The sequence below is a fragment of the Rhizobium sp. NFR12 genome (genome assembly GCF_900108545.1).
GTDB lineage: Bacteria > Pseudomonadota > Alphaproteobacteria > Rhizobiales > Rhizobiaceae > Neorhizobium > Neorhizobium soli.
On sequence record NZ_FNWM01000001.1, the window covers coordinates 221096 to 234334 of the forward strand.

General features: G+C 60.9%; 8 protein-coding genes. 3 read left to right on the plus strand and 5 right to left on the minus strand.

The genetic code is table 11. The features are described 5' to 3' along the window. Positions 1 to 67: 67 nt before the first annotated feature. Both BLW69_RS01035 and fdhD read left to right on the plus strand, forming a co-directional pair. A complete protein-coding gene (locus BLW69_RS01035; protein WP_092659346.1) occupies positions 68 to 952 on the plus strand; it encodes a LysR family transcriptional regulator in 885 nt (294 codons plus the stop codon). After that, positions 952 to 1800, plus strand: coding sequence for a formate dehydrogenase accessory sulfurtransferase FdhD (fdhD, locus tag BLW69_RS01040; protein WP_092659348.1), 849 nt, complete (start codon positions 952 to 954; stop codon positions 1798 to 1800). Before BLW69_RS01035 ends, fdhD begins: the two co-directional genes overlap by 1 nt. Before the next feature lie 29 nt (positions 1801 to 1829). Here fdhD and BLW69_RS01045 read toward each other — a convergent pair whose 3' ends face one another. From BLW69_RS01045 to BLW69_RS01065, 5 genes are all read right to left on the minus strand, one after another. Then, positions 1830 to 3587 (minus strand): methyl-accepting chemotaxis protein, encoded by a 1758-nt coding sequence (locus BLW69_RS01045; RefSeq protein ID WP_092659350.1) that lies wholly within the window; start codon positions 3585 to 3587, stop codon positions 1830 to 1832. 213 nt (positions 3588 to 3800) lie between these two features. Beyond that, positions 3801 to 4280, minus strand: a complete 480-nt coding sequence (locus BLW69_RS01050; RefSeq protein ID WP_062462566.1) for a chemotaxis protein CheW — start codon at positions 4278 to 4280, stop codon at positions 3801 to 3803. Between the two features lie 295 nt (positions 4281 to 4575). Beyond that, positions 4576 to 9066: a translocation/assembly module TamB domain-containing protein gene (locus BLW69_RS01055; protein ID WP_092659352.1), complete on the minus strand. Its 4491-nt coding sequence runs from the start codon at positions 9064 to 9066 to the stop codon at positions 4576 to 4578. A 17-nt stretch (positions 9067 to 9083) separates the two neighbouring features. Then, complete coding sequence (locus BLW69_RS01060; RefSeq protein WP_162734882.1) at positions 9084 to 10979, minus strand: autotransporter assembly complex protein TamA; 1896 nt, start codon at positions 10977 to 10979, stop codon at positions 9084 to 9086. 213 nt (positions 10980 to 11192) lie between these two features. Beyond that, positions 11193 to 11456, minus strand: coding sequence for a glycine zipper domain-containing protein (locus BLW69_RS01065; RefSeq protein ID WP_062462576.1), 264 nt, complete (start codon positions 11454 to 11456; stop codon positions 11193 to 11195). Between the two features lie 466 nt (positions 11457 to 11922). Between BLW69_RS01065 and hemA the strand changes: the two genes are divergently transcribed. Further along, complete coding sequence (hemA, locus tag BLW69_RS01070) at positions 11923 to 13137, plus strand: 5-aminolevulinate synthase (protein ID WP_062581729.1); 1215 nt, start codon at positions 11923 to 11925, stop codon at positions 13135 to 13137. Positions 13138 to 13239 lie beyond the last annotated feature (102 nt).

The following is a 13239-nucleotide window of genomic DNA, read 5'->3' on the forward strand; positions in this document are numbered from 1 at the left end:
AGTGATTTGATAGGATGTGGCGCCGGAAGTTCCGGCAAGTCAAAGCCATATCGTGTGGGAGCGGGCTTTGATCGACAAGCTGGAATTCTTCATTGCGCTGGCACGGGAAGGCCATTTCGGTCGCGCGGCCGAGGAATGCGGCATTGCCCAACCTTCCCTGTCGGCGGCGATCCGGCACCTCGAAGACAGTCTCGGCGTCCAGCTCGTGGTGCGCGGTTCGCGCTATCAGGGCCTGACGCCCGAGGGACAGCGCGTGCTGGAATGGGCAAAACGCATTGTGGGCGATGCCCGCACGATGCGCGAGGAAATGCGCGCCGCCCGCAAGGGTCTTGCGGGCCACATCCGTCTTGCCGTCATCCCGACGGCGCTTGCCATGGTGCCCAGCCTGACTGGGCCCTTCCAGACCCGGTATCCGGATGTGACGTTTTCGGTCGTGTCCCGCACATCGTTGCAGATCCTGACGCAGCTCGACAATTTCGAGATCGATGCGGGCATTACCTATCTCGACAACGAGCCGCTCGGTCGTGTCGTCAGCATTCCGCTCTATTCAGAAAGCTACAATCTCGTCACGGCCGACGGCACGCAGCTTTCCGATCGTAAACAGGTGACCTGGACCGAAATGGCCGGGTTGCAGCTCTGCCTTTTGACGCCGGATATGCAGAACCGCCGGATTATAAGCCAGCACCTCGCGGAAGCCGGCGTGACGGCGAGGCCGATGCTTGAATCCAATTCGATGGTCACGCTGCTGGCGCATGTCGGTACCGGTCGCTGGGCCAGCATCATGCCGCAGAACGTGGCCGAGTCCTTCGGTTTCTCGCAGAATATCCGCACCATTCCGATCGTGGAGCCGCATGTCAGCCATACGGTTGGTCTTGTCGCTCCGCATCGCGAACCCAATACGCCACTGGTTTCAGCGCTGCTCCACGAGGCGCGCCTGCTCGGAAAGTCCTGATGTCCACGTTGAATGATGAACACAAGGGCGGCATCGCGCCGACCGTTTCGCTGGCTGAAACGTCCTATCGCGATGGGCTCGTCAAGGAAACGAGCCGGTTCGTACCCGAGGAGGTGCCGATCGCCTTTTCCTACGGTGGCTCAACCCAGGCGGTGATGATGGGCACGCCTGCCGATCTCGAGGACTTCGCGGCCGGTTTCACGCTGACGGAAGGCATCATTGCCTCCATCGCCGAGATTGAAGGGATCGAGGTGCTCCAGGAGGGCGACGGTCTCGATGTTCAGGTCACGCTTGCCGAAGACAAGGAAGATGCTCTGCGCGCCAGACGACGCCATATGGCAGGACCCGTCGGCTGCGGTCTTTGCGGCATCGAATCGATCGAGCAGGCCATGCGTCCGGTGCCTGATGTCTCCGGTGTCGACATGCTTCTGTCAGCCGCCGACATTGCGCGTGCCAGCAACGCGCTCAACTCCGCCCAGCCGTTGCATGCCCAGACTCGCGCGGTTCACGGAGCCGGTTTCTATGTCCTCGGCGAGGGACTGGTTGCGGTGCGCGAGGATGTCGGCCGGCACAATGCGCTCGACAAGCTTGCGGGCGCCGTGATGCGCGCAGGCCGCACGGGCGCCGAAGGCGTCGTCGTCGTTACCAGCCGCATCTCGGTAGAAATGGTGCAGAAGGCCGCCATTCTCGGTGCCCCAGTCTTGATCGCCATATCGGCGCCGACCGCACTGGCCATCCGCACGGCGGACGCCGCAGGCATGACCCTTGTCGCACTCTCACGCGGCGAGGATTTCGAGATCTTCACGCATCCGCACCGGATCCGTTTCGAGCCAGCCGAGGTTGCCTGAACGCCGCCCCGGCTGCTCTTGAGGGTGTCTCAGAAATCTTCCCAGCCACCGGCGGCTTTCAGATTGCCTTGAACCATGCGCAGCGGCGCCACGTTGGCTGCTGCCGGCATATAGTTCGACTCCGGCCTGCGGACCTGTGAGGTGACGGAGCCGATATCGAATTGGCTGAGCAGAGCCTTCAGGCTATCGGCCTCGTTGGCCAGTGAATAGCTGGCAGCGGTGGTTTCCTCCACCATCGCGGCGTTCTTCTGGGTCGCCTGGTCCATGTGATTGACCGCGCTGCTGATCTCTCGCAGGCTGGTTGCCTGCTCGCGGGATGCCTCGACGATCGCGCCGACATTTTCATGGATGCTTGCCACCTGCACGAGGATTTCCTGCAGTGATCGGCCGGTACGCCCGACCAGTTCGACACCGCTGGAGACCTGATGTGCCGAGGTGTTGATCAGAGTCTTGATTTCCTTGGCGGCCTTGGCCGAACGCTGAGCGAGTTCGCGCACTTCCTGAGCAACCACGGCAAATCCCTTGCCCGCTTCACCCGCGCGCGCCGCCTCGACACCGGCGTTCAGGGCTAGGAGGTTGGTCTGGAAGGCGATGTCGTCGATTACACCGATAATGTTGTTGATCTCGTTCGACGATGCGGCGATCTCGTCCATCGCCGAAATGGCACTGCGCACGACAAGGCCGGATTGCTCGGCATTTTCCTTGGTGGCCCTGACCTGCTTGCCGGCCTCGTCGGCGCGGCTGCTGGAATCGGTGACGGTGCGAGTCACTTCCTCAAGGGCTGCTGCGGCCTGCTCAAGTGCGGCTGCCGCCTGCTCGGTGCGCTTTGCGAGCTCTCCAGATGCGTCACGGACTTCGGTTGAAGCCGCGGCAATACCGGCTGCATTCTGCGCCACGGTGCGCATGGCATCGGTCAGCTTGGCGGCGACCTCGTTGAAGTCGCTTCGGGTGGTTTCCATGCTCGGCACGAAGGGCGTATCGAGCGACTGGTCAAGCTTGCCGTCCGCGAGATTGCGCAGGCCTTTGCTCAGCATGCCGATTGCGTTCATGCGCGGCGTCACGTCGGTTGCAAACTTGACGACTTTCGTGACCTTGCCGTTGAGATCGCGGATCGGGTTATAGGCGGCCTGGATCCAGATCTCGCGGCCACCCCTTCCGTAGCGGACAAACTCGTCGGCAATGAACTCGCCTTCCGACAGCTTCTTCCAGAATTCCGCATAGGCAGGTGACGCCGCATAGCCAGGCTCGCAGAACATCCGGTGGTGGCGTCCCTTGATCTCGGCCAGATCGTAGCCGACAGCGTTGCAGAGATTTTCGTTGGCGTCGAGGATTTCGCCCTGTGGTGTGAATTCGATGACGGCCTGCGACCGGCTGATTGCCGAAAGCTTGCTCGCGTCGTCGGCTGCCTTCAGCTTCGTGGCCGTGATATCGGTCGCGAACTTGATGACCTTGTATGGCTTGCCGTTGCGCATGACCGGGTTGTAGGAGGCCTGGATCCAGATTTCCCCGCCTGATTTGGTGATACGCTTGTACTCCCGCGCCTCGAACTTGCCGGCAGCGAGGTCTTTCCAGAAAGAGCGGTATTCGTCGGACGCAACGAAAGCGGGCTCGCAGAACATGCGGTGATGCTTGCCTTTTATTTCTGCGAGCGTGTACCCCAGCGCCTGGCAGAAATTCTCGTTGGCATCCAGGATGGTGCCGGTCAGATCAAATTCAATAACGGCCTGCGAACGCGATATGGCGTCGAAGATCCGCGCCACATCCCCGGCTTTACCCAATCCCAGCATGATTATCCCCTTGCCGCGCCGCGTCGGACACTTGGCTGCGTACTTTTGACGCCTTTTCCCAACAGCGGGATGGTCGTCGCCCCGGGATAATATTAGAAAGCATAAATATTAAAAAGTGATGGATGAAACCTGATTGTGAGCAAGTATTACGAAGCAAACGACAAAGGCCGCATGACTAAGTCATGCGGCCTTTGTTCAAATCGCGGGGATGGTTTAGGCAGCGAGTTCTTCTACTTCGGTGCCCTTGAACATCTTCGACAGGTTGAGGAAGCAGATCATGCCGTTTTCGTTGGCGATGATACCTTCCGAGAATGACTTGTCGAACGAAGCGGAGACTTCCGGAACCGGCTGAACCGTGTTTGCGGGAATGGTCAGGATGTCGGACACGCGATCGACCAGCATGCCGATGACCATGTTATGCACCTCGGCGACGACGATCGCACTCCGCTCGTTGGCGACAGTGCTCTTCATGCCCAGCTTGAAGGCCAGATCGATGATCGGGATGACGGATCCGCGCAGGTTCATGACGCCGATGACGTCGGCCGGTGCATGCGGGAGCGGTGTCGACGGGGCCCAACCGCGGATTTCGCGGATGGTGGTTGTCTTCACGCAGAACTCCTGATCGTGAAGGCGGAAGGCGATGATCTCAAGCGTATCGCCACTGTAAGTCTTCGAGTTGATCGTCGCGGACATCAAAGTTCTTCCCGGTTCGTGCAGGCCTTTACGGCGACAGCGGCAGGTCCGGTTCAAGGCTTTCAGCTGGCGCTGCTGACCTTTCCGCAACGGTGCTGCAAACCGTATGGCAAGTTTCAATTCGCTAACTGTATGCGAAGAGTATTTCGCAATTCTAAACTTGCTCACCAGTTCGCTAATGTTCTGGCATGTCTCCGCAGGCAGGGCAGCTCTTGCTGCGCCCGGTTTCCGGTTACGTTCAGGGCAGTCGGATGTTTCCCGTCTGGTGGGCTGTGGGTGGCTCTACGTCACCTGGTCAGTATTCTTTTTCGTAGAATACGCCTGCGGTGCCGCCTTCGCTGCCGGCGCCGGCCTTCAGCTTGACGCCACGCCCGACATCCAGATTGATGGTGGCCTGAGCGCCGTTCTGGCCGCCCTGCTCGACCTGGAAGTAGGTGCGCTTGTTGATGTAGCGCCCCACCGATACCGTCGTCTGGCCCGTATCGTCTGTGCTGATGTCGAGGTCATCGACGCCGAGGTTGCTGCGCAGCTTTTCGAGCAGCGACGTCGAGCCCCCGCCGGCAAGCTGGGTCACGGCATCGGCCAGCTGTGCAATCTGCAGCGGCGACAGACGCGACATCGACTGGTTGAAGATCAGTCGTGCCAGAACCTCGTCCTGCGGCAGGGCAGGGGCGGAGGAGAAGGAAATCGTCGGATCGTTGGCAACGCCGGTAATGTTCACCGTGATCGTCGTCTGGCCGGAGCTCGTGTTTGCTTCCATGTCGAGGATCGGTACCAGACCGCCGCCGAAGGTGATCTTGCCTTCGGTAAAGTCCAGCCGCTTTGACAGGATGACAATGCGGCCTCTACGCATGTCGAAGCCACCGGAAATGACAGGGGTGACTGCGTCGCCCCTGATCGTCAGGTCGCCGCCGAGCTCGGCGTCGATACCGCGGCCTCGCACGAAGATACCGTTCGGTGCCAGGATCTGCAGGTCGAGCGCGATCGGTTCGCTGGCGCCTTTTGCGCTTTTCGGCCGGATTTCCTCCATCTGGCGCACAACGTCGCGTGGGGCGTTGCGGTGGCGGATATCGATCGATGACAGTGATGACGGAAGCCGGGCAGGCACGGTGATCGCAGCCTTGGTCAGCGACACCTTGCCCTTCAGCGCCGGGCCCGACAGCAGCGGGCCGTTGATCGTGAGGTCTCCGTCAGCGGTGACCGCAAACAGGTTTCCGTCCGCATAGCTCGCCTTGTTGAGGACGATGCGCAGATCGGCCGGAAAGCCCTCGGTCGTCTCTAGGGAGCCTGTCACGGCGACGGTGCCGCCGCTTGCAAGCGTTCCGCCCAGCCGCTCGATCGTGGCGCGGGTGCCGTCGAGCCGAACGTTGAGAGCGAGATTGTTGATGGCGAGATTGCGCCTGGCATCGACGAACTTCGCCCCTGAGGAGGTGACGCTGCCTGAGAGAAGCGGTGCCTTGGCCGTTCCGCGAATGCCGAGATCGACATTGCCGGTGCCTGTCAGCACGAAGCCCTGGGCGGCAAGTTGGCCCGCGAGTATGGAAAACGGAAAGCGCCCATCGAATTTAAGGTTCAGCGCCTTGTCGCCTTCGAGCGAGACAGCGCCGCCACCGGTGAGCGAAATACCGCCGCCGCCGGTGAGACCGAGGTCGACGGTTACGCGCGTACCCTCATAGGTACCCTTGGCAGTCACATCCACCGAAGCAACGCCTGCGGATGTCGACTGGCTGACGGAGGCGTTCGCCCAACGCAGATCGTAACGAACGGCCGGCGCCTGGGGACTTCCGGTTGCCACCACGGTCCCGGAGATCGCGCCTTTTGCGCCGAGGCCCGGTACGAAGGCATTTGCGAGACTGGCCGGGACAGATCTGGCCCTTGCATTGATGTCGAGCGCCGGCGCGCCGTCGGCGTTGAGGATCACGCGTCCGTCGGCGGTCAATTCGAGACCATCGGATCCCGTGAGACGGGTGCGGTCTAGTGTGACTGTACGGTCGGCGAAGCTTCCGGCAGCCTGGAGTCGAAAGGGTGCGATGCCAGCGTCGCGCATCTGGCGAAGCTGTGCATCACTCCATTCCAAATCATATTTGATCGCCGGGGCAGAGGTCGTGCCCGTTGCATTGATCGTGCCGGAAATGACGCCGGCTGCATTGATCGAGGGTACGAACGTGTTGATCAGGCTGGCCGGCAGGGACGTGATCTTGGCGGAAAGATCAAGCGCCGTGCCGGCGATCCCGTTCAGAGACAGACGGCCGTTGCCGGTGGCAATGGTAAAGTCGGTAAACCGCGCGTTGCCGTTCTCGACAACGATCCGGGTTGGGGCAGCGAGGCGTACGGGGATCTTGCGCGGAGTCGCATTGAAGCTGTTGATCTCGACAGCAAGCCCGTCCGCGGTCTGGATCGCGCCGGCACCCTCGAGTGGCGCATTGTCGTAGGTCGCGGACAGCTTGAAGTCCGTCGTCGTACCACCGTGGGTGATACCCAACTGCATGTTATCGATGACGTTGGTGCCGCTGCCGATGCGCGCCGCACTGATCGAACCGGCAGCCGCAATCGCCTTCAGGTCCGGGATCGTCAGGTCGACCTTGGGTTGGGCGATCTCGATAGCACCTCGCTTCAGCAAGGAACCTTCGGCCTTCACGACAGCGCTCGCCTTGCCGTCGACATTGGCAAAGGTCGCCGAACCGCGCAGGTCGCCTTGCGCCTGCTGGGCTGCGAGTGCGGCAAGAAGTGCCACATCGGGGAAGTTGAAGGTGACTTCGCCGGTGGGAAGGAATTCCGGCGAGAAGGTCAGTGCGCCGTTCAGGCGGTTTGGGCCGATTTCGGCGACGATATTGGGGGCAGACGTCTGGCCGTTCGCCGACTGCACATCGGCATTGATGCGGATCGGCTGGCTGTCCAGAGTGCCCTTGGCGACGATCGTGCCCTGCGGCGCCTGTGGATTGGCGGTGCCATTGATCGTGAAGCTCAGATCTTCGAGCTTGCGGCCGACGAGCCTTGCCTCGGCGGAGTTGACGACGGCCTTGACGGCCAGTGCCGTGGTGGGGCCGCTGGTGGTGATGTCAAAGCCTGCGGCGCCTTCGGCATCCGGCAGCCAGCGCTTGATGTCCGGAAGGCGTCCGGCAAGGTGGCTGACCAGCGTGCCGTTTTCATAGAGCACGTTGCCGCGGGCTTCGAGTGCGTTCGATTTCAGCGTGACGTTTTCCAGGCTGATGCGGTTTGCCGAGGAGGCGTCGACATAGCCTTCGGCGGCAATTGCGCCTTCAAACTTCGGTGCCAGCGACGGCGGCAGGACCGAGGCATTGGTCGAAATGCGGAAATTGCCAGTGACTGTCTGCTTCGACGTATCGAATGCGCCGCTGACCGTACCGCTGATGCCGGCGCTTTCGAGCGTCGCTGCATCCAGGCCGATGGCCGGTGGTGCCAGCCGAAGTGGTGCGTCGAGCGTCAGCGGCCCGCGGATCACACGGTTGAGGTCGGGATTGACGAAGCTCATCTGACCAATCGTGAGGCGGCTGCGGATGCTGCCGGCCCGCTGGATCAGGTCGAGATCCTCGCTTTCAGCCTGTAGCCTCACCTGGCCGAACCGGCCTTGCGGAAGCTCTGCCGAATTCAGCGCTGCCGTCGCATTGAAACGGGCAGAGGCTGCGGCACCGGTCAGGGTGAAATTGATCGTATCAATGGAGAAGCGGCTCTCCTGGCCGTTGATCGGCCACGCGATCGAGACCGGGCCCTTGGTGCCGGAAACGCCGGCCGTCAGGCTGTTGTCGCCGTTCGGGTCCCATGCGCCCTTTGCGGTAATCTTCACGGCGCCGGAGGTGAGGTCGCCGCGCTGGATGTCGACGCGACCCGAAGGCGCGTAGATGGCGGCGACGTTGATGTCCGTTGTACCTTCGACCAGCGACCGGAAGGCTGGCGGCATCAGCGTTGCAAGCTGGCCGCCACCGATGATTTCCACGCGGTGGGCGCCGTTGTCGACCAGGACATGTTTGCCGTCCACGGAGATGACAGGTGCGCCATCGACATTGCCGACAAGACGGCCGGCCCAGTTCGAGAGAGGTCCTTCGCCATCCAGCCCCAATGCGACGGCAGGAGCGCCGGGAAGGCGCAACAGGCGGGCGAGCAGCCCGCCCTGCGGTTCGGAGACCGAGGCCTTCAGCTGCAGGCGGTTTTCCGACGGTGCGTAGACGATATCTGCGGATGCCTTCGCATCCATCTCGTCCTTGCGGGTTGCTTCCAGCTTGAGCGAGATGTTGGGGCCGGTCGCATCGATCGAGCCCTTCACCGACAGCGCAAAATCGCGTCCGGAGAGGGCCTGCGACAGGTTGATATCCGGCAGATCTATCTGCGCGACCCGAATGCCGACCGGCAGCGGCGAGCCGGACGACTTTGTCGTGCTCTGCGTCGTTATGGTCGCATCGGGCTGCGGCGGACGAATGAAGTTCACGGTCGTTGCGGAAACCCGGTCTGCGCGGAAGACGCCGGAGACCAGCGCCGATGGCGACCAGTCGACCTCGATGCCGCCGATTTCGGCATAGGCACCGTCCTTGTCCGACAGCGTCAGGCTGTCGATGCGCAGATCACCCGACAGCAGACCTTCCGGTCGAGAGAAACTGACCTTGCGGTCCGGGGTGGACACCAGCGCCGAGATCCGCTCTGCCGCAATGTTTCCGCCGAACGGCGTCAATGCAACGAACAGGACGACGCCGAGCGCCATGACGAAAAGGACCCCGACCGCGGCAATCGCGGCCTTGAAGACCCATCTCAGCAGGCGAACGAAAAGCGTCATGCTGGCAACTTTACCTTTCAGAATGCCTGGCCAATGCCGGCATAAATTCCATACTGGCTACCGTCGTCATAGCGTCGCAACGGAAGCGCGACGTCCAGCCTGATCGGCCCGAAAGGAGTGGCGTAACGCAACCCGATCCCCGCTCCAGCTCTTATATCAGAAAAATCAGGCACGATTTCGGTCGAAACCGTACCGACGTCGAGAAACGGTACGATGCCGATGCTATCTGACACTTTTACGCGCATTTCAAAAGAGGCCACAGTGTAGGATCGTCCGCCCAGCGCTTCGTCATCGCCGTTATAAGGCGAAATTTCGCGATAGGAATAGCCGCGCACCGATCCGCCGCCGCCGGCATAAAAGCGCCTGGTGGCTGGGATGTCCTGCAGCTCGTCGGCGCCGACCAGCGTCCCCGCACTCAGCTTGCCTGCAAACACGACCCGATCCTCTGCACCCAAACCGAGATACCCGGAAATCGAGCCCTCGAAAGACGAGAAAATGCTCTGATTGAAGAACTCATAACTAGGCTTGGCGGAAAGCGTTGCGCGGTAACCTTCGGTTGGGTCCAGTTTGTTGTCACGCGCGTCGCGTTCGAAGCCGACAGGCACGCTGAACGTCAGGTACTCATTCTTTCCGAAGGCATCGTCGGCGAGAATATACGCGACTTCACCGCCGGCGGTGAGCTTGTCGGTGTCGTTGAGTTCGTAGGAAAAGCCGGCCGAATAGGCGATCGACTGCGCGTCGTAGATATCGTCTGGATTTTCGCTCTTGGCTTCCAGGCGCGATTCGAACGTTGCCTCAGGCACGGGAAAGCCCGGCTTGGTAAAGACGATACCGGCGGAATAGTCGAATGTGGTGACGTCGGTCGTTGCGCCGATGCCGGAAACCTTGCCTTCCACGCGCAGCGATTCGGCCTGGCCAAACAGATTGCGATGCCCCCAGTAACCCGAGAGACCCGCTCCATCGAGCGAAGAGTATTCGGCACCAAAGCCGAAATACCGCTGCTTGCCGTCCGAAACCTCGATCATCAGCGGCAGCGATCCATCCGGTGCAAGAGCATCGGATTCCTGAATCGTGACGCTCGAAAACACGCCGAGCTCGCGCAGCCGGTCATTGGCCTTTTTCAGCTGCACCGGTGAATAGCGGCCGCCCTTGTCGAGGCGGGAATAGCGTTTGATGAAGGCTGGGTCGACTGTGCGCGAGCCTTTGACCGTGACCATGCCGAACGGTGCGATCGGGCCCGAGATGGCGCCAAGCACGACATCGACCGTGTTGGTGCGATGGTCGGCGGTTACCTGCCGTTCGGTGAGCTTGGCAAGCGGACGACCTTCTGCCTTGACGTCGACCAGCAGCTTTTCGCCGGCCTTCAGAATCACGCGCGAACCAGCTTCGCCGCCAGGCTCCAGATCGTAGTCCGCGGGGTTGCGACCGGCCGCATCCTTGTCGAACCGTACCGAGCCAAGTTTGAAAACCGGACCGGGTTCGATCTGAACCGTCACGGGAACGGGTGATGAGTGGTCGAAGGTGGGGTTGGGTGGCAGCGCGTCGATATCCGTTCCGGCAACAGAGATACGGACGACCCCGCCATACCGGGCTTCTTCGTAGAGAACAGCAACCAGGCGGTCCCGGTCTTCGCGGGCCTTGATGACGATGCCAAGGTCACCGGATACAGGCTCGTCCTTGTCGGCGATCAGCGATGCCGCGGTTTCCAGGCGATCCTTGAGTTTCTTGTCCGCATCACCGGCTTCCAGAGTCGCGTCGTAGCGGACCGGGTCGATCACCTCGACCTTGTCCTCGTCGTCGCCAAACAGTGTAATGCCGAAAAGCTTGAAGGCGTAGGCGCTCTCGATGAGCGCAGGCGAACAAAGAAGGGCGGCCGCAATCGCTGCGACGGAACCGGTCCTCCGGTAATTCATCTTCTTCCGCCCGCTGCTTACGTTCTGCATACGCTAACTTATTGCCGACTTATCACCGCCCCGGCCATCATGACCAGCTCCTGGTCTTGTGTAGCCGCAAATTGTTTAACGGGGTACCCCCTTCTCGTCGATAAGTATGTCTACATAAATGAAAAAGCCCTGGAGCATGCTCCAGGGCCACAGTCTTGCGGTGCTCGTCGAGCGCCGCTCCGATTAGTAACGGCGCGGGCAATCGTCGATGTAGCGACGGCCGTAGCGATCGCGATAATAGCACTGGCCCGGCTGTTCCGACACGTTGCCGATGACCGCACCGGAAACGCCGCCGATGGCTGCGCCAACGGCTGCGCCGCGGACGTTACCGGTGACTGCGCCGCCAATGATGGCGCCGGATGCAGCGCCGATACCGGCACCCTTTTCAGTCGCGGTGCAGCTCGCGAGAGATGCGCCGAGCACGAGAAGCATCAAAGCCTTTTTCATGAATTCCTCCTGAGTAGTTCCTGCCGGTTGATTGTGTCCGGCGAAACCCTTGCAGGTGCGCACGCCGGGCTTTTGTGCATCCGATGAACAATAGGCCGGCTCTTCAAATAGTCCATATAAGCAAGACACATTCTGATCTCATTCTTCGATGGCTGTGGCAAAAATCCGCTTTCAGTCAGGTTTCGCCGGTATGAAATGGGGATTGATCGGCTGGCCGACTTGGGGAATGATGAGAAGGTGGGGGAAGTCGCATCACGCCAGATCGAGCCGATTGTTCGGAAAGTCTTTCGTCTTTTCGGGGTCGCCTGACTCGTAACGATTTTGGCAGATTTCAATGGTAGTTTCGCTTCATTGGAATTGTTCCAAAAAATCGGACTTTTCGCCGCAGGTCGGGGCAAATTGACCTATTCGGGCTTGACGCATGGCGAAACCGGACCCAAAACCGGGGTAGGTTCTGGAGTGTGACATGGATTTCGAGGCATTTTTCAAAAGCGAACTGGACGGACTTCATTCGGAAGGCCGCTACCGCGTGTTCGCCGATCTCGAGCGGCATCGCGGAAGTTTTCCGCGCGCGACGCGTCATACGCCCGAGGGACCGAGGGAGGTTACCGTCTGGTGTTCCAACGATTATCTCGGCATGGGCCAGAACCCGGCCGTGATCGAGGCCATGCACGAGGCCATTGATCACTGTGGCGCGGGTGCGGGAGGCACCCGGAATATTTCTGGCACCACCCACTACCATGTTCTTCTGGAGCAGGAGCTCGCGGACCTTCACGGCAAGGAATCCTCGCTCGTGTTCACGTCCGGATATATCTCCAACTGGGCGACGCTGGGTACGCTCGGCCAGAAGATCCCCGGTCTGATCATTTTTTCCGACGCGTTGAACCATGCCTCGATGATCGAGGGCATCCGCTATGCCAAATGCGACCGGGTGATCTGGAAGCATAACGATCTGAACGATCTGGAAGCAAAGCTTGCGGCAGCCGATCCGAAGGCGCCCAAGATGATCGCGTTCGAGAGCGTCTACTCGATGGACGGCGATATCTCCCCGATCAAGGAGATCTGCGATCTTGCCGACAAATACGGTGCGATGACCTATCTCGACGAAGTTCATGCGGTCGGGATGTACGGCCCGCGCGGCGGCGGCATTGCCGAACGCGAAGGCCTCATGGACCGTCTGACAATCATCGAAGGTACGCTTGGCAAGGCTTTCGGCGTCATGGGCGGCTATATCGCAGCATCGACGGCGCTGTGCGACTTCATCCGTTCGTTCGCATCCGGTTTCATCTTCACCACGGCTTTGCCACCGACACTTGCTGCCGGCGCGATCGCATCGATCCGCCACCTCAAGGCAAGCCCGTTCGAGCGCGTGCGTCACCAGGATCGCGTCAAGAAGCTGCGGATGATGCTTGATCAGCAGGGCATCCCGCATATGCACAACCCAAGCCATATCGTGCCTGTCATGGTCGGCGATGCGGCCAAGTGCAAGTGGATCTCCGACATCCTTCTCGACACCTGCGACGTCTATGTCCAGCCGATCAACTATCCGACGGTTGCGAAAAAGACCGAGCGCCTGCGCATCACACCGACGCCGCTGCATACGGATGCGGATCTGGAACATCTGGTCAGCTCGCTGCATCAGCTGTGGTCGCGCTGCGCATTGGCACGCCAGGTCGCCTGACACGACGTTTGCCTCATCCCCGTGCGTGTCACGGGGATGCCGGGCGCTCCAAGTCGCCCCGTCTTCACATCACGCAATGAACTTGTCTGATCACGCGGCCGT